17 protein-coding genes are annotated in these 21826 nt (G+C 63.8%); 8 read left to right on the plus strand and 9 right to left on the minus strand.

The features are described 5' to 3' along the window. Positions 1-23: 23 nt before the first annotated feature. Positions 24-488, minus strand: coding sequence for a rhodanese-like domain-containing protein (locus tag NK8_RS04880; protein ID WP_213227786.1), 465 nt, complete (start codon positions 486-488; stop codon positions 24-26). 358 nt (positions 489-846) lie between these two features. Here NK8_RS04880 and glnA point away from each other — a divergent pair, with 358 nt between their 5' ends. The 3 genes from glnA to ntrC all read left to right on the plus strand — a co-directional run bounded on the left by glnA (position 847) and on the right by ntrC (position 5155). After that, complete coding sequence (gene glnA / locus NK8_RS04885) at positions 847-2262, plus strand: type I glutamate--ammonia ligase (protein ID WP_061119874.1); 1416 nt, start codon at positions 847-849, stop codon at positions 2260-2262. Positions 2263-2424: 162 nt separating this feature from the next. Then, positions 2425-3567 carry a nitrogen regulation protein NR(II) gene (gene glnL, locus NK8_RS04890; RefSeq protein WP_213228491.1) on the plus strand — a complete coding sequence of 381 codons (1143 nt, stop codon included), beginning with the start codon at positions 2425-2427 and terminating at the stop codon, positions 3565-3567. Between the two features lie 109 nt (positions 3568-3676). After that, a complete protein-coding gene (gene ntrC / locus NK8_RS04895; protein WP_213227788.1) occupies positions 3677-5155 on the plus strand; it encodes a nitrogen regulation protein NR(I) in 1479 nt (492 codons plus the stop codon). Positions 5156-5173: 18 nt separating this feature from the next. On the opposite strand, the gene xth is transcribed toward ntrC, so the two are convergent. Continuing rightward, on the minus strand, positions 5174-5956 hold the full coding sequence (gene xth, locus NK8_RS04900) for an exodeoxyribonuclease III (protein ID WP_213227790.1): 783 nt from the start codon (positions 5954-5956) through the stop codon (positions 5174-5176). 178 nt (positions 5957-6134) lie between these two features. Here xth and NK8_RS04905 point away from each other — a divergent pair, with 178 nt between their 5' ends. Then, on the plus strand, positions 6135-6719 hold the full coding sequence (locus NK8_RS04905; protein ID WP_213227792.1) for a GNAT family N-acetyltransferase: 585 nt from the start codon (positions 6135-6137) through the stop codon (positions 6717-6719). Here the strand turns inward: NK8_RS04905 and NK8_RS04910 are convergent. Further along, complete coding sequence (locus NK8_RS04910) at positions 6703-7602, minus strand: LysR family transcriptional regulator (RefSeq protein WP_213227794.1); 900 nt, start codon at positions 7600-7602, stop codon at positions 6703-6705. The two genes, NK8_RS04905 and NK8_RS04910, sit on opposite strands and share 17 nt — an antisense overlap. Before the next feature lie 108 nt (positions 7603-7710). Here NK8_RS04910 and NK8_RS04915 point away from each other — a divergent pair, with 108 nt between their 5' ends. Both NK8_RS04915 and NK8_RS04920 read left to right on the plus strand, forming a co-directional pair. Then, entirely contained in the window at positions 7711-8196 is a 486-nt protein-coding gene (locus NK8_RS04915; protein ID WP_213227795.1) for a hypothetical protein, read from the plus strand. Positions 8197-8276: 80 nt separating this feature from the next. Continuing rightward, positions 8277-9554, plus strand: coding sequence for an amidohydrolase family protein (locus NK8_RS04920; protein ID WP_213227796.1), 1278 nt, complete (start codon positions 8277-8279; stop codon positions 9552-9554). Between the two features lie 44 nt (positions 9555-9598). Here NK8_RS04920 and NK8_RS04925 read toward each other — a convergent pair whose 3' ends face one another. The 6 genes from NK8_RS04925 to fixL form a co-directional block, all read right to left on the minus strand. Next, positions 9599-11710 carry a M3 family metallopeptidase gene (locus tag NK8_RS04925; protein WP_213227798.1) on the minus strand — a complete coding sequence of 704 codons (2112 nt, stop codon included), beginning with the start codon at positions 11708-11710 and terminating at the stop codon, positions 9599-9601. Positions 11711-11862: 152 nt separating this feature from the next. Beyond that, positions 11863-12717 carry a bifunctional methylenetetrahydrofolate dehydrogenase/methenyltetrahydrofolate cyclohydrolase FolD gene (gene folD / locus NK8_RS04930; RefSeq protein ID WP_213227800.1) on the minus strand — a complete coding sequence of 285 codons (855 nt, stop codon included), beginning with the start codon at positions 12715-12717 and terminating at the stop codon, positions 11863-11865. A gap of 207 nt (positions 12718-12924) precedes the next feature. After that, positions 12925-13836: a DUF2950 domain-containing protein gene (locus NK8_RS04935; RefSeq protein ID WP_225936207.1), complete on the minus strand. Its 912-nt coding sequence runs from the start codon at positions 13834-13836 to the stop codon at positions 12925-12927. Between the two features lie 65 nt (positions 13837-13901). Next, positions 13902-15203 (minus strand): DUF3300 domain-containing protein, encoded by a 1302-nt coding sequence (locus tag NK8_RS43355; protein WP_301549871.1) that lies wholly within the window; start codon positions 15201-15203, stop codon positions 13902-13904. Positions 15204-15667: 464 nt separating this feature from the next. Next, positions 15668-16303 carry an oxygen response regulator transcription factor FixJ gene (gene fixJ, locus NK8_RS04945; RefSeq protein WP_162065331.1) on the minus strand — a complete coding sequence of 212 codons (636 nt, stop codon included), beginning with the start codon at positions 16301-16303 and terminating at the stop codon, positions 15668-15670. Beyond that, on the minus strand, positions 16300-18834 hold the full coding sequence (gene fixL / locus NK8_RS04950; RefSeq protein WP_162065332.1) for an oxygen sensor histidine kinase FixL: 2535 nt from the start codon (positions 18832-18834) through the stop codon (positions 16300-16302). Before fixL ends, fixJ begins: the two co-directional genes overlap by 4 nt. Between fixL and NK8_RS04955 the strand changes: the two genes are divergently transcribed. Together NK8_RS04955 and aceE are read left to right on the plus strand one after the other, a co-directional pair. Continuing rightward, on the plus strand, positions 18833-18976 hold the full coding sequence (locus NK8_RS04955; RefSeq protein WP_213227805.1) for a hypothetical protein: 144 nt from the start codon (positions 18833-18835) through the stop codon (positions 18974-18976). The genes fixL and NK8_RS04955 overlap by 2 nt on opposite strands. A gap of 139 nt (positions 18977-19115) precedes the next feature. Then, positions 19116-21809, plus strand: coding sequence for a pyruvate dehydrogenase (acetyl-transferring), homodimeric type (aceE, locus tag NK8_RS04960; protein ID WP_213227807.1), 2694 nt, complete (start codon positions 19116-19118; stop codon positions 21807-21809). Positions 21810-21826: the final 17 nt, after the last annotated feature.

Here is a 21826-nt window from a genome sequence, read left to right on the forward strand (position 1 = left end):
TGCATGCATGTGCGATTTCAAAATCAAGCCCCGATCCACGGCAGCCCGCGAAAACACCATCCCGCCACGGTTTTGCGATGTCCCTGCCCATCCTTGTCGCCCTCGAAGCCTTCCAGCAGGTCATAAGCCTGCGCATAACCTTCCTTCTGGGCCGCGACTGCCGCCAGTTTCGAACGCGCGGCGCTGCGACACAAAAACACGACTGGCGTATCCGGGGTGGCGACCTGCCGCAATTGTTCGATAAACTCGGCGTTCGGCACCGAGCCGGGGTAGCGGATCCATTCGATATGCGCGTACTGCGCGCCATCGATCGCCGGACGGCCGACCCAGTCGAGCTCGGCGCGGGTCCGCACATCGATCAGGCGCACGCGCGGGTCGAGTTGCAGCAGTTCGAACGCCTCGGCGGGCGAGAGGGCGCCCGCGTAAGTCAGATTGCTGTCGGCGGCGCGTTTGCCGGCCTGGTTATACAGTTGTTCGAGCGTGCTCATGATGTGTCGGCCTCCGTTAAGCGCAAAGAATCATTCTAGCGTGGCGCGTCAGGCGATCGAATGGGCGTCCGCTCAGACGGCAAATGCGCGTTACTGGTGCAACGCACTTTAATGGTGCTTTAGTAAGACTGCATAAACCGACACGCACCATATTAGTGCGTCTCAGGCGGGCGACAAACGATCGACCGTCCGGCAACGCGAAACGGTGTCACACAAAACGCGCGCTGCTTCAAGCGCTTAGCGCAAAGTTGGTGCGCTTGGCACGGAAGCTGCTTTTCGATCCTCGATTGAATCGATGTACAGGATTGGTCGGGGCGGCGAAGCGATTCGCCGACTTTTGTTAATCAGGAGATAGGTAATGAGTAAATCCGTGGCCGACGTCATGCAACTCGTCAAGGACGAGGACGTCAAGTTCGTCGACTTCCGCTTCACCGACACGCGCGGCAAAGAACAACACGTATCCGTGCCGGTCTCGGCATTCGACGAAGACAAATTTGAAAGCGGCCACGCTTTCGACGGTTCGTCCATCGCCGGCTGGAAGGGCATCGAAGCGTCGGACATGCTGCTCGTGCCGGATGCGGATACCGCGTTCATCGACCCGTTCTATGAAGAGTCGACGCTCGTCCTGACCTGCGACGTGGTCGAGCCTGCCGACGGCAAGGGCTACGAGCGCGACCCGCGTTCGCTCGCGCGCCGCGCGGAAGCCTATCTCAAGAGCTCGGGCCTGGGCGACACCGCCTTCTTCGGTCCGGAGCCGGAATTCTTCATTTTCGACTCGGTGCAGTGGAACACGGACCAGTCGGGCACGTTCGTGAAGATCGGCTCGGAAGAAGCGCCGTGGTCGTCGGCGAAGGAATTCGAAGGCGGCAACACGGGTCACCGTCCGGGCACGAAGGGCGGCTACTTCCCGGTAGCTCCTGTCGACACGTTCCAGGACATCCGCTCGGAAATGTGTCTGCTGCTCGAACAGATCGGCATTCCGGTCGAAGTGCACCACCACGAAGTGGCGGGCCAGGGCCAGAACGAAATCGGCACCAAGTTCTCGACGCTGGTGCAGCGCGCGGACTGGCTGCAGCAGATGAAGTACATCATCCATAACGTCGCGCACACGTACGGCAAGACGGCGACCTTCATGCCGAAGCCGATCGTCGGCGACAACGGCTCGGGCATGCACGTTCACCAGTCGATCTGGAAGGACGGCCAGAACCTGTTCGCGGGCAATGGCTACGCTGGCCTGTCGGAATTCGCGCTGTTCTACATCGGCGGGATCATCAAGCACGCACGCGCGCTGAACGCGATCACGAACCCGGGTACGAACTCGTACAAGCGTCTCGTGCCGCACTTCGAAGCGCCCGTGAAGCTGGCGTACTCGGCTCGCAACCGTTCGGCATCGATCCGTATTCCGCACGTGAGCAACCCGAAAGGCCGCCGTATCGAAACGCGCTTCCCGGATCCGCTCGCGAATCCGTACCTGTGCTTCTCGGCGCTGATGATGGCGGGTCTCGATGGCGTGCAGAACAAGATTCATCCGGGCGAAGCCGCGGACAAGAATCTGTACGACCTGCCGCCGGAAGAAGACAAGAAGATCCCGACCGTGTGCGCGGGCCTCGACCAGGCACTCGACGCGCTCGACGCGGATCGCGAGTTCCTGACGCGCGGCGGCGTGTTCACGGATTCGATGCTCGACGCGTACATCGAACTGAAGACGAACGAGCTGCAACGTTATCGTCAGGCGGTGCATCCGATCGAGTTCGAGATGTACTACTCGCTGTAAGCGGCATGATCGAAGCGCGTATCGTCGAAAGTAGTCCGATGAAGCGCGCGACGCATGCGATGCAGTGAAGAAAAGGGACGGCGCGCCGTCCCTTTTTTAATCGCCGCAATGTCATAGATCGACAAGAAGATCGGTGTCACGAACGACCTCAACCATTGCTCGATAGTGCTAAAGAACCTCATCAAGGCACGCAAAGGCCACGCCGACGCGCTCTCCGACGACTCGCACCTCTCGACGACCGGTCTGCTGCCGGGACTCGAAGCACTGCCCACGGTCGTCCTCGTGCTCGACATGCGCCACCTGAGGATTGCCTACGCGAACCCTTCGGCGGAATCGATGCTGGAGATGTCGCGCAAGCAATTGACGCAGATGAACTGGCCGGATCTGTTCGCCGACGCGGACGAGATGGCGACCACGATCGCATCGATCGCGGAGAACCGCTTCAACGCGACGCGCCTCGACGCGGTGCTCGAACGTCAGACGCGCGAACCGGTGCATGTGCATGCGATCGTCGGTTATCTGGAAGCGGCGCCCGACTATGTCCTGCTCGAACTGTTCGAGAACGAGCGCCATTTGCGCACCGATCGCGAAGAGCGCCTCCACGATCTCACCGCGGTCAACAAGCAACTGATCCGCAATCTCGCGCACGAAATCAAGAATCCGCTCGGCGGCATTCGCGGCGCGGCGCAACTGCTCGAATTCGAGCTGGGCGCGCGTGAACGCGACGAGTTGCGCGAGTACACGCAGGTCATCATCAAGGAATCGGATCGCCTGCAAACGCTCGTCGACAGATTGCTGGAGCCGCACCGGCATCCGCATATCGTCGGCGATGTGAACATCCACGAAGTGTGCGAACGCGTGCGCGCGGTGATCCTCGCGGAGTTTCCGCGCGGCCTCACGATCGAGCGCGACTACGACGTCAGCGTGCCCGATTTGCGCGGCGACAAGGAGCAGTTGATCCAGGCGTTGCTGAACATCGTGCGCAACGCGGCCGAAGCGCTGAAGGAACGCATTTCACAGGGCGATGCCAAGATCGAACTGCGCACGCGCATCGCGCGCAAGGTGACGATTGGCAAAAAGCTGCACAAACTGGCATTGGACTTGCATATCACTGACAACGGTCCTGGCATCCCCAGCGAGATCCGCGACCGGATCTTCTTTCCGCTCGTGTCGGGCCGGGAAGACGGCAGCGGTCTCGGTCTCACGCTCGCGCAATCGTTCGTGCATCAGCACGATGGACTGATCGAAGTAGAGAGCAAGCCGGGCTGCACCGAATTCGCCATTTTGTTGCCGTTTGAGAATTGATCACGATCGACCAGCGACGTCACGACAAGCATGTGACACATCGGGCTTCGAAGCCTGACCGTTTCGACGGGCTCACACCGAACCATACGAAGACTTCTCGCCGAACGATATGAAGCCGATCTGGATAGTAGACGACGACCAATCCATCCGCTGGGTGCTGGAAAAGGCGCTCGCACGAGAAAACTTCACCACGCGCAGCTTCTCCGGCGTGCGCGACGCGCTTGCCGCGCTCGAAGGCGAAAGCCCGCAAGTGCTCGTCTCCGATATCCGCATGCCGGGCGGCTCCGGGCTCGAACTGCTGCAGACCGTGCGCGACCGCTTGCCGGGCTTGCCCGTCATCATCATGACGGCGTTCTCGGATCTGGACAGCGCGGTCGCCGCGTTCCAGGGCGGCGCGTTCGAGTACCTCGCCAAGCCGTTCGACGTCGACAAGGCGGTAGAGCTGATCCGCCGCGCCGTCGACGAAAGCATGCGCGGCGAAGCGGCGGTCGACGAGCGCGTGACCGAGACGCCCGAGATGCTCGGGCAGGCGCCCGCGATGCAGGACATGTTCCGCGCGATCGGCCGCCTGTCGCATTCCGCGGCGACCGTGCTCATCACGGGCGAATCAGGCACCGGAAAGGAGCTTGTCGCGCGCGCCTTGCACCGACATAGCCCACGCGCGAACGGACCGTTCATCGCGCTGAACACGGCGGCGATTCCGAAGGATCTGCTGGAGTCCGAACTGTTCGGCCACGAGCGCGGCGCGTTCACCGGCGCGCAGGCGATGCGCCAGGGCCGCTTCGAGCAGGCCGAGAACGGCACACTCTTTCTCGATGAAATCGGCGATATGCCGTTCGATTTGCAGACGCGTCTGCTGCGCGTGCTGTCGGACGGGCAGTTCTATCGCGTGGGCGGGCACAATCCGCTGAAGGCGAACGTGCGCGTGATCGCGGCGACGCATCAGAACCTCGAATCGCGCGTGCGGCAGGGGCTGTTCCGCGAGGACTTGTATCACCGCCTGAATGTGATTCGCCTGCGCTTGCCGGCGTTGCGCGAGCGCAGCGAAGACATTCCGCTGCTGACGCGTCATTTCCTGCAGAAGAGCGCGCGCGATCTGGGCGTCGAGCCCAAGCGCGTGTCCGACAGCGCGCTCGCATATCTCGCGTCGCTGCCGTTTCCCGGCAATGTGCGTCAGCTTGAGAATCTGTGCAACTGGCTCACCGTGATGGCGCCCGCGCAGGTGATCGAGCAGAAGGACCTGCCGCCCGATCTGACGCCGCGCCAGGAATACGCGGCGGAGAGCATCGCGGTGTCGACCGATGGCTCGGTCGCGCCGACGCCAGCGGTCGCCAACGGCGCCGCTGCTGCGCCGCTTGCGGGCTCGCCGGCGGGCGTGTGGGAGAACGGCTTGCGCACGGAAGTCGCGCGTCTGTTGCGCGAGAATTCGGCCGATGTGATGGACGAGCTCGCGCGCCGTTTCGAAGCGGCGGTGATTCGCGAGGCGCTCGACTTCACGCGCGGGCGCAAGGTGGAAGCGGCGGAGCGGCTGGGTATCGGCCGCAATACGATCACGCGCAAGATTCAGGAGCTGCATCTCGACGCGTGATCGTCGTTCGAATTGGGATCAGTCGATCGTCGCGATCACGGGTGCGTGGTCCGACGGTTGATCCCACTTGCGCGGCACCCTGTCGACTTCGCACGACGTGCAGCGCGCCGCCAGTTGCTCCGACAGCAGAATGTGATCGATGCGCAGCCCCGCGTTGCGGCGGAACGCCAGCATTCGATAGTCCCACCACGTAAAGAGCTTCTCGGGCTGTTCGAACTTGCGAAAGGCATCGGTCAGGCCGAGTTCGACGAGTTGCGCGAAGTGCGCGCGCTCTTCGGGCGAGACGAGATTCTGTCCTTCCCAGACCTTCGGATCGTGCACGTCACGGTCTTCCGGCGCGATGTTGTAATCGCCCAGCAGCGCCAGTTGCGGGTGACGCGCCATGTCCTCGCGCAGCCATTCGCGCAGCGCATCCAGCCAGCGCATCTTGTAGGCGAATTTCTCGGAGCCGGGCGCCTGTCCGTTCGGGAAGTAGGCGGAGATGATCCGCACGCCGTCGATCGTCGCGGCGATCACGCGTTGCTGCAAGTCCTCGAATCCGGGGATGTTGCGCACGACGCTGATTTCATCGACCTCGAAGCCGGCATCGGCGCGCACCAGAATGCCGACGCCGTTATACGTCTTCTGTCCCGCGAACCAGCTTTTGTAGCCGGCGGCTTCTAGTTCGGCGCGCGGGAATTTCTCGTCGGGGAGCTTGAGTTCCTGAAGACACAGCACGTCGATGCCCGAGAGCGCGAGCCAGTCGATGACGTGCTGCTGGCGGACTTTGAGGGAGTTGACGTTCCAGGTGGCGATTTTCATTGCTTGGACAAGGTGTTGGTTTGATGTCATCGGCTGGCTGACGAGCGGCAGCTGCTTTTGACTTCGATCCAGCATGATACCTATAAGCGACGGTGCGCGATCCTGCGCATCGGTTGCCTTCGCAGGCCCGGCGTGGCGAATTATGATGTCGTCTCACGACAAACCCTGCCGACAATCAATGAGCCAGCCAACTCTGAAAGGCGAGCACGTAACGCTTCGCCCGCTGCAACGCGATGACCGCGCCACCTTGCTCGACGCCGCCGCCGATGGCGAGCTCTGGAACCTCAGCGTGACGGTCGTCCCGAACGAAGACACGATCGACCGTTATATCGACACCGCGTTCGCCGGCCGCGATGCAGGCACGGTGATGCCGTTCGTGATCGTCCGAACCGGCGATGGTCGTGTCGTCGGAAGCACGCGCTACTGGAAGATCGATCGCGCAAACCGCAAGCTCGAAATCGGCCATACGTGGCTCGCCGCATCGACGCAGCGCACGGGCATCAACACGGAAGCGAAGGTTTTGCTCCTGACGCACGCGTTCGAAGCGATGCACTGCGTGCGCGTGCAATTCACCACCGACGAACTCAACGAGAAATCGCGCGCGGCGATCCTCGGCATCGGCGCGAAACAGGAGGGCATCGTGCGGCACGAGCGCATCATGCCCGATGGCCGCAAGCGCAATTCCGTACGCTTCTCGATCATCGACGACGAATGGCCCTGCGTGAAAGCGATGCTGCTCGCGAAGCTCAACCGTCGAGCGTAGTGCGCGCCTTCAGTTCCTTCACGCGCGCTTTCATGAACGCGACGAAGCGATGCGTCACGGTATCGTCGCGTTCGGCTTGCCACGCAAGCCCGACCCGCCATCGCGCGGCCTGATCGCGCAGGGTCAGCACGCGCGCATCGCGCAGCAGATATTGCGCGCGCGATGGCAAAAACGCCGCGCCCACGCCGCCCGCCACCGACGCCAGCACGGACTGGATATCGTCCGCCTCCTGAATCACGCGCGGCACGAAGCCGTGCCCGGCGCACCAGCGGTCGATCTGCGCGGCGAGGCCCGGCCCGCGCGTGCGCGCCAGCGCGATGAAACCCGGCTCGTTCAGTTCATCGAGATCGGCGGGCAAGCGCTTGTAGCGCGTATGCTCGGGCACGGCGAGCGCGAGCGTTTCATCGAGCACGGTGAAGCCCGCAAGCCCGGCGCCGGCGGGCATACGCATGAATCCTACGTCGAGCTTGTTGGCGAGGATGCGGCGTGTCTGCTCATGCGATGAAAGATCGTGCAGCGTGATGCTCACGCCCGGATTGAGCGCGCGGAACTCGGCGATCAGCTTCGGCACATGCGTGAGCGTCGACAGACACAGGCCGACCCGCAGAAATCCGCGCGTGCCGCTCGCGGCCTCGCGCGCGCGGGCAAGCACGGCGTCGGCGTCGCGCACGAGTGTTTGCGCATCGGCGAGGAAGCTCGCGCCGAACGTCGTCAGGTCCGCGCCGTGACGGCCGCGTTCGAACAAACGCGCGCCGAGGCTCGCTTCGAGCGCGGCGAGCTGCTTGCTGAGCGCGGGCTGACTCAGATGCAGTGCTTCGGAAGCGCGGCCGAAATGGCGCAGATCGGCGATCGTGAGGAAGGCGCGCAGAAGTCGGAGTTCCATCGGATATTCGATTCCATTTGGCGATCGAATCGATCAAAACATTCATTTTACTTATCGATGCGCGGGCGTTTCAATGAGGCTATCCCTCAGTTCTTGCCGGAGCCTCGCATGGATGCCAGTTCGTTTCGTATCGCCGTGATTGCGCCTGAATCGCAGTCTGGCGATGTCGCGTGCAATCGCACACGCATCATCGGGAAGCTTGCCGAAGCGGCGCGAGAAGGCGTGCAACTGGCGTTGTTTCCGCAATCGGGCATCGGTGCGCCGGAGGACGACGCCATCGCCGCCGCCGTCGAGCGGACCGGCGTCGCGGCGGGCGTCGGCTGGATCGGGCGCATGGACGACGGCCGCCGCTACGAGCGCTACGCGATCTGCTCGCCCGGCGGCGCGCGCGTGCACATTCTGATCGGCGAGGACAACGGCGTGGCCGAGAGCGTACGGATGATGGCGCTCACGGGGGCGACGCTGCTCGTGGCGCCGAAGCGCGGCGACCGTTCGCATCGCGCGCCGCTCGCGCCAACAACCGAACGCGCGATGCCACGCGGTTCGCTGCCGCTCAGTTTCGCAATCATCGGTCGCAATCGCGTGGTGGGGTGAATCAAACGCTGCACGGCTTTTCTGTCCCGATACAATCGCACGAACACATCGAACGAACACATCGGACGGAGGCTTCGCACATGGATTTGATCATTCGCCGCGCGGCGCTCGCGGATGCGCGCGAGCTCGTCGATATCGGCATGGAAGCGGGGCGCATCGCCGCGATCGAACCGCGTCTGGCAGCTACCGCGCGCGAGGAAATCGACGCGAAGGGCGCGCTCGTCACCGCGCCCTTCGTCGATGCGCACTTTCATATGGACGCGACGCTTTCCTACGGCCTGCCGCGCGTAAACGCATCGGGCACGCTGCTCGAAGGCATCGCGCTGTGGGGCGAGCTGAAGCCCGAGCTCACGCAGGAAGCGCTCGTCGAGCGCGCGTTGCAGTATTGCGACTGGGCCGTCGCGCGCGGGCTGCTCGCGATCCGTTCGCACGTCGATGTCTGCGATCCGCGTCTGCTCGCCGTCGAGGCGCTCGTCGAAGTGAAGCGGCGCGTGAAGCCTTATCTCGATCTGCAACTCGTCGCCTTTCCGCAGGACGGCGTGCTGCGCAGCGCGGGCGCGTTCGACAACCTGAAGCGCGCGATCGCGATGGGCGTCGATGTCGTCGGCGGCATTCCGCACTTCGAGCGCACGATGGCCGACGGCGCGGCGTCGGTGAAGCTGCTGTGCGAATACGCGGCGGAGCAGGGCCTGCGCGTGGACATGCACTGCGACGAATCCGACGACCCGATGTCGCGCCACATCGAAACGCTCGCCGCCGAAACGCATCGGCTCGGCCTGCACGGGCGTGTGACCGGTTCGCACCTCACGTCGATGCATTCGATGGACAATTACTACGTCAGCAAGCTCATTCCATTGATGCGCGAGGCGGGCGTCGCGGCGATCGCGAATCCGCTCATCAACATCACGCTGCAAGGCCGTTCGGATACCTATCCGAAGCGACGAGGCATGACGCGCGTGCCGGAGCTGATGGCGGCGGGCATCACGGTCGCGTTCGGCCACGATTGCGTGATGGACCCGTGGTACAGCCTCGGCTCGGGCGACATGCTCGAAGTCGCGCACATGGGCCTGCACGTCGCGCAGATGACGGGTCTGGACGCAATGCGCGCCTGCTTCGACGCGGTGACGAAGAATCCCGCGCGCATTCTCGGACTGGATGGTTACGGCATCGAAGTGGGATGCAACGCGGATTGCGTCGTGCTCGACGCACGTGATCCTGTCGAAGCGATCCGCCTGCGCGCGGCGCGCACGGCTGTGGTTCGGCGCGGCAAAGTGGTGAGCCGCAGTCCTGCCGTACGGGCGACGCTGACGCTGGAAGGGCGGCCCTCGGAAGTGGACTTCAGGATCGACAGGCGATAAAAAACCCCGGTCTTTTGCGGACCGGGGTTGTTCGTGCGAGCGGCTTATTGCAGCGCCGGCTCCGACATGCCGTTGTGACGCAGCAGCGCGTCGATGTTCGGCTCGCGGCCACGGAACGCCTTGAACGAGTCCATCGCGGGACGGCTGCCGCCCACCTCGAGAATCTCGCGGCGATAGCGCGTGCCCGTCGTCGCATCGAGCACCGAGCCGTTCGCGAGTTTGGCGGCTTCCTCGAACGCGGCGTACGCATCGGCGGAAAGGACTTCGGCCCACTTGTAGCTGTAGTAGCCCGCCGCGTAGCCGCCCGCGAAGATATGGCTGAACGTGTTCGGCCAGCGCGAGAACGGCGCCTGCGGAATCACATGGAACTTCTCGTTGATTTCGCGCGCAAGGTCGTTCACGGTTTTCGTCGCGTTGGCCGCGTCGTAGGACGTGTGCAGCACCATGTCGAACATCGAGAAGACGATCTGGCGCAGCGTGCCGAGCCCGCTCTGGAAATTCTTCGCGGCGAGCATCTTGTCGAACAGCTCGCGCGGCAGCGGCGCGCCGGTCTCGACGTGCGCGGACATGTCGGTGAGCACGTCCCACTCCCAGCAGAAGTTCTCCATGAACTGCGACGGCAGTTCGACCGCATCCCACTCGACGCCGTTGATGCCCGACACGCCCAGCTCGTCGATACGCGTCAGCATGTGGTGCAGACCGTGCCCGAACTCGTGGAACAGCGTGATGACCTCATCGTGCGTGAAGCACGCGGGTTTGCCGCCCACCGGTGCCGAAAAATTGCAGGTGAGATAAGCGACCGGCGTCTGCACGCCGCCTTGCGTGCGCTTGTGACGCGAGCGCGCGTCGTCCATCCACGCACCGCCGCGCTTGCCTTCGCGCGCGTACAGATCCAGATAGAACTGCGCGACGAGCGTGCCGTCCTTGTTCTCGACGCGGAAGAAACGCACATCCGGATTCCACACGGCGGCTTCGTCGCGACGGATCGACACGTTGAAGAGCGTTTCCGTGACCTTGAACAGGCCCTTCAGCACGGCTTCCTGCGGGAAGTACTGCTTCACTTCGTTTTCGGAGAACGAATAGCGCTTCTGACGCAGCTTTTCGGCCGCATACGCGATGTCCCACGGTTGCAGCTCGGGCATGCCGAGTTCGGTGGCGGCGAACGCGCGCAGTTCCATCCAGTCGTTTTCGGCGTAGGGGCGCGCGCGCTTGGCGAGGTCTTCGAGGAACGCGATCACTTGCGCGGGCGATTCGGCCATCTTCGGCGCAAGCGATACTTCCGCGAAGTTCTGATAGCCGAGCGTCTTCGCTTCCTCATCACGCAGCTTCAGATTTTCGACGACATTCGCCGTGTTGTCCCATTCGGCCTTGCCGCCGCCGTACGTGCCGCCGAGTTCCGACGCACGCGTGGCGTACGCGCGATACATGGCCTCACGCATCGGCCGATGCGAGGCGTATTGCAGCACCGGGAAATACGACGGGAAATGCAGCGTGAATTTCCAGCCTTCCTTGGCGTCGCGTTGCGCGGCTTCGCGCGCCGCTTCGATCACGTCATCGGGCAGGCCGGCGAGGTCGCTTTCCTGCGTGACGAGGTACGCGTAGGCGTTCGTCGAATCGAGCACGTGATCGGAAAACGCTTTCGCGAGCGCCGCTTGTTCTTCCTGCAACTGCGCGAAACGCGGTTTGCGATCTTCGGGCAATTCAGCGCCCGACAAGCGGAAATCGCGCAGCGAATTCTCCAGAATCTTCTTGCGCTCTGCCGACAAACCGGCGAACTCGGTTCCGGCGGCGATCGCCTTGTACTTTTCGTAGAGCGCGAGATTCTGGCCGACGCTCGCGGAAAATTCGGTGACGCGCGGCAGGTTTTCGGCGTGCGCGGCGCGCAATTCGGGGGTATCGGCAACGGCGTTCAGATGGCCGATGACACCCCACGCGCGTGACAGTTTTTCCGATTCCTGCTCGACCGCTTCGACGACGTCCTTCCAGGTCGCAGGGGTGTCGGGCGCGCTCGCGCGGTCGACGGCGGCTTTCGCGTCGGCGAGCAGCACGTCGAGCGCCGGGGTGACGTGCGCGGGCTGAATCTCGCCAAAGCGCGGAAGATCGGAAAAATCGAGCAGCGGATTGGCCGCTGCCGGGGTGGACGTGGTTTCGCTCATGATTCTCCCGTGCTGGTGTTGGGTGAAGCGCGGGCGGGGCGTGTCGCACAACGGCGCCCCGCGCCGGCTCTCTCCGAGATTATTGGGGCGGGCGGGGCAAATTCCAACCGATTGTTTTTAAGGGGCCGATGAATGCCGCCCCGCGCCGATTGTCACGCCTGCGCCGCGCGCTCGGCTGCCTCGATCGTGTTGACGAGCAGCATCGTGATGGTCATCGGGCCGACGCCGCCCGGCACCGGCGTGATGTAGCCGGCCACTTCCTTGACGCCCGCGAAATCGACGTCGCCGCACAGCTTGCCTTCGTCGTTGCGGTTCATGCCGACGTCGATCACGGTCGCGCCGGGCTTCACCATGTCGGCGGTGACGATATTACGGCGGCCGACCGCCGCGACGATCACATCGGCGTCGCGCGTGTGCTTGCCGATATCGCGCGTCTTGCTGTGGCAGATCGTGACGGTCGCGCCCGCTTCGAGCAGGAGGAGCGCCATCGGCTTGCCGACGATGTTCGAACGCCCGATCACCACCGCGTTCGCGCCCTTCAGGTCGATATCGTGCGCCTCGAACATCTTCATCACGCCGTAGGGCGTGCACGGGCGAAACAGCGGCTTGCCGGTCAGCAGCGCGCCCGCGTTGGCGACGTGAAAGCCGTCGACGTCCTTTTCCGGCGCGATCGCCTCGATCACCTTGTGGCTGTCGATGTGCGCGGGCAGCGGCAGTTGCACGAGAATGCCGTGGATCGAAGGATCGGCGTTGAGCTTCGCGATATGCGCGAGCAGCTCGTTTTCGGCGAGCGTCGCGGGAAAGCGGTCCATCACCGAGTGCAGGCCGTTGTCCTGGCAAGCCTTGACCTTGTTGCGCACGTAGACTTCGCTCGCGGGATTGTCGCCGACGAGCACGACGGCGAGTCCCGGCTTGTGTCCACGGGCGGTGAGCGCGGCGGCGCGTTGGGCGACATCGGCGCGAAGAGTCTTGGAAAGGGCGTTGCCGTCGATGAGTTGGGCAGTCATGGCGAATCGGATCGGATCGAGGATGGGCGAGGGCGCGCGAGGGCCTGAAGCCGACGCCGTGCCCGCCGCTCTGGGCGGCGGCGGTGCGCGGCGCTCGCGCATGGTGCTGGGCGCTTGCTCGGCAAATGCACCCTTGGGAAGGGCGAAATTATACCGCCGGGCGCTATCCCACGTTCCTTTGCGCGGTTCCCGACGCGTCGCCGCGTCTCATTGCGAGACCGCCTGCCACGTCGAATCCGGGTTGAACGACTTGATCGCCGCGGCTGCGCGCGTGGTGGCGGGACCGAGATCCTTCTCGTAGATCTGTCCGTCCTGATTGACCATGAAGGTCATCACGCCGGTCTGGCCGTAGCGCGCGGGCGTCGCGATCATGGCGAAGCCTTGCGTCAACTGGCCGCCCTGCAGATAGTTCTTCGCGCCGCCTTGCGCGTGCGGACCTTGCGCCGTCAGGATGCGGTAGTGATAGCCGTAGTAGCCGTCCTTGTCGGTCGGCTTGTTGGGCATCGTCGCGGCGAGTGGGCCGAGCGGGCTTTCCGGCTCGCCTTCCGCAGTGTTCCAGTAGAGGCCGTCGTGCTTGCCGGCCGTGCTCACGAAGCGGTCGGCGTAGCGGTTCATCGCCTTGTGATAGTCGTTTTGCGCGGCGACGATCGCGAGGGCGACCTGCATCGCCGAACGCTCGTTGCGGCCGATACGCCGCGTCAGCACTTCGTCGCGCGCGGCGCGCATGTCGAAACGCCAGCCGTTCGCGACCTTGATGAGCGGAATCGGCAGCGTCCAGCCGCTCGTGCCCGCTTCGATGTGCGCGGCCGGACGGCCGTCGAGCGGCTGCGGATCCTCGACGATGCGATGCTGCTGCGCCCACGCGCCGAGGTACGCATAAATATCCTCCTCGCCGATGCTGCCCTCGGGCACGTAGCGGCCACGGTCCTTGCCGAGGACTTTGGTGAGCGCGGTGTCGTCGTTGCTCGCGATGGCGTCGGTGAGCGCCTGCGCCGCGGCTTCGGCGGTCGGATACACGGCCTGCGCGTGCGCGAACGAAGCGCCGAGCGCAAGCGACGCAGCGACGAGTGCGCAGAGGACTGGTTGCTTCAATGAGGCGAATGTTTGGGTAGGGGTCATCTCGGGCTCCTGAATCTGGCGTCCGCCGCTCGCGCGGCGCTTGGGCGTTGAAGTCGTATCGATCATCAACGGCGGTGGAATCCGCCGCCGCCTCCGCCGCCGCGATGACCGCCGCCGCCACCCCCGCCGAAACCGCCCTGATGCTGAATTCCGCCGCCACCGCCGCCGAATCCGCCACCCCCGCCGCCGCCACCTTGACGCTGCACGCCCCCGCCGCCCCCGCCGACGCGCTCGTGCGACTGATTGGCGAACGACTGCCGGCTTGCCTGTCCGCGCTGCATGTCCTGACGCGCGCCGTTGCCATCGCCCGCGCCGCGCAGTGCGTTATCGCGATTCACGTTTTGCGAGCGCTGACGCAGATCGCTGTTGTTGAGCGCTTTCTCGCCGCCGCCCTGACGAATGCCCTGCACGCGCTGGCTCGCCGACTCGTTGAGATTCTGTCCCGTGCGTTTTTGCAACGTCTGCGCGGCTTGCGCGCGCGCATCCTCACGGCCGCGAAACTGGTTGGCGTTGGCGCCGCGATTCGCGTTGTTGAGCGTGTTCTGCCGGTTCGCGACGTTGGTCCGGTTGAACTGCGGATCGTTGCGATTCCAGCGCATGTTGTTCGTGTTCGAACTGATGCGGTTGTTCACGTTGACGTTGTTGTAGCGGTTCACGTTGACGTTCACGTCGCCGCGATTCCAGTCGCAACCGCCCCACAGCGAGTTCGCGACCGCGACGCCCGCGCCGAACGCGAGACCGCCGACGAACGCCGATGCCATTGCATAGCCCGGAGGCGGCGGCACATAGACCGGCGGATAGGCCGGATACGGCCACGTGCCGTAGACGACCGTGGGGTTGTACGTCGGCACGTAGACCACTTGCGGGTTGGCCGGCTCGATCTGGATCACCGTGGTGCTCGCGGTCGTGCTGCCCGCCGGCGCCGGCGCGCTCGTGACCTTCTGCTGCTCGGTCGTCTTGAGGTTGCCCGCGCTTTGCGCCGCGCGCCGCAGACGCTGGACGGAGTCCATCACGTCGCTCGGTTGCGCGATGAAGGCATTGCCGAGCTGCGTCACCCAGTCGATCTTGGAGGCCATCGTCGCGAGCGCCTGCGGGAACGCGACGAGCGATTGCACGCTCGGGTCCCACGGTTCGGACTGCACGGCTTTCACCGCGTCGTCGCCCTTGATGTTCGGATTCGCCTTCGACCACTCGGCCGCCGCGGTGACGTCCGACGGATACGTCGTTGCCATCAGCACCTGGGCGAGCAGCGCGTCGGGATAGAGCGCGACCGGTGCGGTCAGCGCGTCGAGCTGCTCGTTGTTGAGCTTCGCGGCGCTCTGCGTTTGCGCCTGAGCCGGGGCGGGATGGAGCGCCGCGAACGGCATTGCAAGCGCCATGCTCATCGCGATGATGCGCAGCGTGCGCGAGCGATGCGCGAGGACGGAGTAGGGGGTTCGTTTCAAGATCGGATCCTCCGGTGCACGCCGCTCGACGCGGCGGGATGCGTCCGTTGTTTGCTCAGAGACGGCAAACTGATGCGCAGTGCTTGATGAATGCGAGGGGATCGGTAGGCAAGTGTCTTCGGCTTCGAAGGCCGGCACGCCAAACGTTTGACTGTCGAGCAAGGACGCAGCAGCCGTCTTGTCGCGCATGACCGTTATCCGGTAGTGAAGGTCACGCCAACTTACGGGCGTCCCTCTGGGTGTGTCAACGTGATTGAGGAAATATCACGTTTCACGTTCGCCGGCAACGGGGACTGGAAGAGGAAAACGACGCGCGCCCGGCATCGGGCGCGGCATGCAAGCGCGGCCGGCGTGTCGACGCCGGCCGCGTGGGGAGAGGGAAGCTGTTACTGCTGCGGCTTGTTCGACAGCGCGAGACGCAGCAGATCGGCGACGGTATTGACCGAGAGCTTCTCCATGATGTTCGCGCGATGCGCTTCCACCGTCTTGATGCTGATGCCGAGGTCGTCGGCGATCTGCTTGTTCAGGCGGCCCGCGATGATGCGCTCGAGCACCTGATGCTCGCGCGCGGTCAGCTTGCCCAGACGCTCGGCGGCGGCGCGCTGTTGCTGCACGCTGCTGCTCTCGCTGCGCGCCTTTTCCAGCATGCGTTCCACGAGCTTGCGCAGCTCGGCTTCGTCGAAGGGTTTCTCGATGAAGTCCATCGCACCTTTTTTCATCGTCGAGACGGCCATCGGCACGTCGCCGTGACCGGTCACGAAGATGATCGGCAGCAGCGAATTCTCGGCGATGAGTTTCTCCTGCAATTCGAGCCCCGTCATGCCGGCCATGCGCACATCGAGAATCAGACAGGAGATCGCCCCGGAATGGGAGATCGGCAGATAGACGTCGAGGAACGATTCCGCGCTGGAGAAACACTGAACGCGATAGCCGTTTGCTTCGAGCAGCCAGCGCAAGGAATCACGCACGGCTTCGTCATCGTCGACGACGAAGACGGTTTCCTGAGTGGTGACTGTGCTCATAGTTCTCCCGTAACTGTTTGTTGTCTCGTATGTTCGTCCTGCGCATCCGTGCCGCCCGTGCCCGACGAACCTTCCACTTCGCCGATCGGCAGGCTGCAGTGGAAGGTCGCGCCGGTCACGTGGCCGTCCGCTTCGACGTTGTTGACCACCCAAAGGCGTCCGCGATGCGACTCGATGATCGAGCGGCAGATGTTCAGCCCCATGCCCATGCCATCGGACTTGGTGCTGTAGAACGGTTCGAAGAGGCGTTCGGCGGTCGCTTCGTCCACGCCCGGACCCTGATCGACCACGCTGATGCACACGACGCCGCCATCCATGCGCTGGACGACTACGCGTATCACCGGATCGACGGCGTTTGGTTTCGCATCATGCATCGCTTCGGCCGCGTTTTTCAACAGGTTGACCAACACTTGTTCGATCAAAACCGGGTCGACGTAGATCACGGGCATCCGCGAGCGGATTTCGGTGACGATGCGGATCTTGCGTTTGCGCGCCTCGATCTCGGCGAGACCGACCGCGTCCGCGACGATATCGGCGACGCGCGCGGCCTGGCGTTTCGGCTCGCTGCGCTTCACGAACTCGCGGATGCGCTTGATGATCATGCCCGCGCGCACGGCCTGTTGCGCGGTCTTTTCCAGCACGGGCAGCAGCGTTTCCTGCGTCATGCGCCCGGACTTCACCAGCGCGACGCAGCCCGAGCAGTAGTTGTTGATCGCGGCGAGCGGCTGATTCAGCTCGTGCGCGAGCGACGACGCCATCTCGCCCATCGTCATCAGGCGGCTCGTGAACTGCAGCTTTTCTTCCTGCTGATGCGCGAGTTCCTGCGCCTGCTTGCGCTGCGTGATGTCGGTCGCGATCTGCATCTGCGCGAGATGGCCGTCCACCCACTGGATGTACTGGCGGCGCACCTCGAACCACTTCTGGATGCCGTCGACGTAGACTTCCTGCGCGTCCGCGGAGCTTTCGGTGAGCGCGGTGGCGGGCAGGCCCGCGTAGGTATCGACCATGTCGATGGTGTCGGACGAGCTTTGCGAACCTCCGTCGAACGCGGCGCCCGCGAGTTCCAGATGCCCGTCCGGACGGATGCCGAACAGATGCCGGTAATAGCGGTTCGCGAACAGCAGCTCGGCTTCGTCGGCGGCGAGCACGGAGACGGCCGCGTCGAGGCTTTCGAGCACGGTGGTGAAGCGCTCGTGCGCGGCGGCGAGTTCTTCGCGCGCGCGCTTGGGCTCGGTGATGTCCGTCATCGACGACATCCAGCCGGTCTGCCGGCCGGAGCTGTCGATCAGCGGCGAGACATAGAGCCGCGCGTGGAAGAACGAGCCGTCCTTGCGGCGCACGCGCAATTCGAAACCGGAAGAGGGCGCCTTGCCACGCAGGGTCATGTCGAGCTGGCGCTGCATCTCCGGATACGCGTCGCGCGGCCAGTACGGGAACGGCGCGTTCTTGCCGACGAGATCGCTTTCGTCCCAGCCGGTCATGCGGCAGAACGCCGGGTTCACGTGCGTGATGCGGCCGTGCATGTCGAGCACGCGCATGCCGATCAGCACCGAGTTTTCCATCGCGCGGCGAAAGAAGGCTTCGGCATAGAGCGCCTGCTGCGCCTCGAAGCGCTGGCGCGTGTGCTTCCACAGGCTCCACAGACTCCACAGCACGAAGCAGGACAAGCCGGCGACGAGCCACACGAGCGTGTTGTTGGTGAAATTCGTGAGCTGCGGATACGAATACACGCGCACGGACAAACCTTGCCCCGGCGGATCGAGCGGCAGGTCGTAGAACATGTCGCGCGGCAGACGCGGACGGCTCGACGTGGTCGCGAGCTCGCGGTTGTTCAGATCCGTGATGGAAATCTTGTACTTCGCCGACAGTTCGCTGGGAATGTCGTGCTTCAGCACGCCTTCGATCGAAAACACCGCGGCGATCGAGCCGAGGAACTCGCGGTCGCGGAAAACCGGCGTCTGCAGCGTGATATAGCCATTGCCGAGGTCATCGTAGAGCAACGGCGAGTAGACTTGGCGGCGGGAGGTGCGCGCCTCGTCGAACGCAGCCTGTACGGCTTCGTCCATTTGCGTTTCGTTGGGCTTGGCGAGACGCGAACCGAGCACCGGCAGCGGTGTGTTGGGCCAGCGGGGCTTATGCTCGCTCGTGTACCAGTTCATGTAGAGGATCTCGGGATGCCCCTGCATGATGTCGGTGGACGAGTTCTGGAAGTTTTGCGGGTCGCCGTGGCCGGTCGCGATGTCGCGGGCGAGCGCCTGAATCTGCTCCTGCGCGCCGGTCATCGACAGACGGATTTGCTGCTGTGCCCACGCCACATTGCGATAAAGCGTGTCTTCCTGCTGCTGTTGCTCGCGCCGGTTCAGACTCCAGAGAATCAGACTCATCACGACCAGAAATACCAGAATCGAAATGAGCGGCGTGAGTAAATAGGAGTTCGACCACCACGGTCCGTGGTGCCAGCGGGAGGGCGAGGCGTCTGTCGGCTTGCGCGCGAGCCTTGCCGAGCGTTTGATCAGCCGTTCGGTCAACATGGAAGCGATTGTAACGCAGCGCCTGATTGTTAATTGGCGTAAAAAGACGGTAAAGAAGCTTCGATGGCGGGAAAAGGAGGAGAAACATCTGAACAAAAAAGGCTTATCGGACGGTGCGTTGCAGCAATTTTTCGTATGGTGAGATGAACTCTCATGATTTGAAAAATTCCTTGCGTCATGGTCTGGACCCTCTTTAGAATTGCCGGCACGCGGCCAGTGCCCGCCTTCGATCGGGCGCGCGCCGGCGGTTCTCAGAGTGTTCCTCACATCAGGAGACGAGCATGTCCGCTGTACCCGACGAAGTTCTCAAATATGTCGCCAACGCAAAGGACGACGATCCTCAAGAAACCGCCGAGTGGCTGGACGCGCTCGATGGCGTGATTTCCGCGGTCGGTCCTGATCGCGCGCACTACCTGATCGAGAAACAGATCGAATTCGCTCGCGTGCATGGCGAGCACCTGCCGTTCTCGGCGAACACGCCGTACATCAACACGATCCCCGTCGCTGGCCAGGCGAAGATTCCGGGCGATCAGGACATCGAACACCGCATCCGCTCGTACACCCGCTGGAACGCCATCGCGATGGTGCTGCGCGCAGGCAAGGACACGAACGTCGGCGGCCACATTGCATCGTTCGCATCGGCCGCGACCCTCTATGACGTCGGCTTCAACCACTTCTGGCATGCGCCGTCGAAAGAACACGGCGGCGATCTCGTGTTCGTGCAGGGCCACTCGTCGCCGGGCGTGTACTCGCGCGCGTTCCTGCTGGGCCGCCTGACCGAAAAGCAGCTGAACAACTTCCGCCAGGAAGTGGGCGGCGAGGGCATCTCGTCGTATCCGCACCCGTGGCTGATGCCGGATTTCTGGCAATTCCCGACCGTGTCGATGGGCCTCGGCCCGATCATGGCGATCTATCAGGCGCGCTTCATGAAGTACATGGCGGCGCGCGGCATGGCCAAGACCGAAGGCCGCAAGGTCTGGGCGTTCCTCGGCGACGGCGAGACGGACGAGCCGGAATCGCTCGGCGCGATCGGCATGGCCGGCCGCGAGCGTCTGGACAACCTCGTGTTCGTCATCAACTGCAATCTGCAGCGTCTTGACGGTCCGGTACGCGGCAACGGCAAGATCATCCAGGAACTCGAAAGCGAATTCCGCGGCGCGGGCTGGAACGTCATCAAGGTCATCTGGGGTAGCCGCTGGGACGCGCTTTTCGCGCGCGACAAGACCGGCGCGCTGATGCGCCGCATGATGGAAGTCGTCGACGGCGAATACCAGACGTACAAGTCGGAATCGGGCGCGTTCGTGCGGGAGCACTTCTTCAACACGCCGGAGCTCAAGGCGCTGGTTGCAGACTGGTCCGATGACGACATCTGGAATCTGAATCGCGGCGGCCACGATCCGCACAAGATCTACGCCGCGTTCGACGCAGCGACCAAGACGAAGGGCGCGCCGACCGTCATCCTCGCCAAGACCATCAAGGGTTATGGCATGGGCGAGCACGGCCAGGCGATGAACATCACGCACCAGCAGAAGAAGCTGCCGATCGACACGCTGAAGAAATTCCGCGATCAGTTCCGTCTGCCGCTCACCGACGAGCAAATCGCCGACGTGCCGTACCTCACGTTCGAGGAAGGCTCGAAGGAACTCGAGTACATGCGTCAGAAGCGCATGGACCTGGGCGGCTATCTGCCGACGCGTCGCGAGAAGGCGGAGTCGCTGCCGGTGCCGGCGCTCGCCGCATTCGAGCCGCTGCTCAAGGGCACGGGCGAAGGCCGCGAGATCTCCACGACGATGGCGTTCGTGCGGATCCTGAATATCCTGCTGAAGGACAAGGCACTCGGCAAGCGCATCGTGCCGATCGTGCCGGACGAGTCGCGTACCTTCGGCATGGAAGGTCTGTTCCGCCAGATCGGCATCTGGAATCAGGAAGGCCAGAAGTACATTCCGGAAGACTCCGACCAGCTGATGTTCTACAAGGAATCGACGACGGGTCAGATTCTGCAGGAAGGCATCAACGAAGCGGGTGGCATGTGTGACTGGATCGCGGCCGCGACGTCGTACTCGACGCACGGCGAGATCATGATCCCGTTCTACATCTTCTACTCGATGTTCGGCTTCCAGCGCATCGGCGATCTGGCATGGGCGGCGGGCGACATGCGCTCGCGCGGCTTCCTGCTGGGCGGCACCGCGGGCCGCACGACGCTCAACGGCGAAGGCCTGCAGCACGAAGACGGCCACTCGCTCTTGTGGGCGGCTTCGGTTCCGAACTGCGTGAGCTACGACCCGACCTTCGGTTACGAACTCGCTGTCATCATGCAGGACGGCCTGCGCCGCATGGTCGCGGAGCAGGAAGACGTGTACTACTACATCACGGTGATGAACGAGAACTACGAGCATCCGGCGATCCCGCAAGGCGATGCCGTGGCCTCGGACATCATCAAGGGCATGTACGCGTTCAAGAAGGCCGAGGCTCCGGCCAAGGCGCACGTCCAGCTGATGGGCGCGGGCACGATCTTCAACGAAGTGATCGCCGCCGCCGACCTGCTGAAGAACGACTGGGGCGTCAGCGCCGATCTCTGGAGCGTGCCGAGCTTCACCGAACTGGCCCGCGACGGTCAGGCGTGCGAGCGCTGGAACCTGCTGCATCCGACCGAAGAGAAGCGCGTGCCGCACGTGAGCGCGCTGCTCAAGGGCGCGAAGGGCCCGGTGATCGCATCGACGGACTACATCCGTGCGCTGGTCGACCAGATCCGCGGCCATGTGCCGAACAAGTTCGTGGTGCTCGGCACCGACGGCTACGGCCGCTCGGATACGCGCGAGGCGCTGCGCCACTTCTTCGAAGTCGACCGCTACTGGGTGACGCTGGCCGCGCTGAATGCGCTGGCCGACGAAGGCACGATCGAGCGCAAGGTCGTCGCTGAGGCGATCAAGAAGTACAACCTCGACCCGTCCAAACCCAACCCGATGACCGTCTAAAGGCATCGCCCCCGTGC

Source organism: Caballeronia sp. NK8 (assembly GCF_018408855.1).
Classification (GTDB): Bacteria; Pseudomonadota; Gammaproteobacteria; order Burkholderiales; family Burkholderiaceae; genus Caballeronia.

What these genes read in the sequence shown, in the direction of transcription:
- NK8_RS04880 (WP_213227786.1), bottom strand. Translation starts at nt 488, where the DNA reads ATGAGCACGCTCGAACAACTGTATAACCAGGCCGGCAAACGCGCCGCC.
- glnA (WP_061119874.1), top strand. Translation starts at nt 847, where the DNA reads ATGAGTAAATCCGTGGCCGACGTCATGCAACTCGTCAAGGACGAGGAC.
- ntrC (WP_213227788.1), top strand. Translation starts at nt 3,677, where the DNA reads ATGAAGCCGATCTGGATAGTAGACGACGACCAATCCATCCGCTGGGTG.
- xth (WP_213227790.1), bottom strand. Translation starts at nt 5,956, where the DNA reads ATGAAAATCGCCACCTGGAACGTCAACTCCCTCAAAGTCCGCCAGCAG.
- NK8_RS04905 (WP_213227792.1), top strand. Translation starts at nt 6,135, where the DNA reads ATGAGCCAGCCAACTCTGAAAGGCGAGCACGTAACGCTTCGCCCGCTG.
- NK8_RS04910 (WP_213227794.1), bottom strand. Translation starts at nt 7,602, where the DNA reads ATGGAACTCCGACTTCTGCGCGCCTTCCTCACGATCGCCGATCTGCGC.
- NK8_RS04915 (WP_213227795.1), top strand. Translation starts at nt 7,711, where the DNA reads ATGGATGCCAGTTCGTTTCGTATCGCCGTGATTGCGCCTGAATCGCAG.
- NK8_RS04920 (WP_213227796.1), top strand. Translation starts at nt 8,277, where the DNA reads ATGGATTTGATCATTCGCCGCGCGGCGCTCGCGGATGCGCGCGAGCTC.
- NK8_RS04925 (WP_213227798.1), bottom strand. Translation starts at nt 11,710, where the DNA reads ATGAGCGAAACCACGTCCACCCCGGCAGCGGCCAATCCGCTGCTCGAT.
- folD (WP_213227800.1), bottom strand. Translation starts at nt 12,717, where the DNA reads ATGACTGCCCAACTCATCGACGGCAACGCCCTTTCCAAGACTCTTCGC.
- NK8_RS04935 (WP_225936207.1), bottom strand. Translation starts at nt 13,836, where the DNA reads ATGACCCCTACCCAAACATTCGCCTCATTGAAGCAACCAGTCCTCTGC.
- NK8_RS43355 (WP_301549871.1), bottom strand. Translation starts at nt 15,203, where the DNA reads ATGCCGTTCGCGGCGCTCCATCCCGCCCCGGCTCAGGCGCAAACGCAG.
- fixJ (WP_162065331.1), bottom strand. Translation starts at nt 16,303, where the DNA reads ATGAGCACAGTCACCACTCAGGAAACCGTCTTCGTCGTCGACGATGAC.
- NK8_RS04955 (WP_213227805.1), top strand. Translation starts at nt 18,833, where the DNA reads ATGGAAGCGATTGTAACGCAGCGCCTGATTGTTAATTGGCGTAAAAAG.
- fixL (WP_162065332.1), bottom strand. Translation starts at nt 18,834, where the DNA reads ATGTTGACCGAACGGCTGATCAAACGCTCGGCAAGGCTCGCGCGCAAG.
- aceE (WP_213227807.1), top strand. Translation starts at nt 19,116, where the DNA reads ATGTCCGCTGTACCCGACGAAGTTCTCAAATATGTCGCCAACGCAAAG.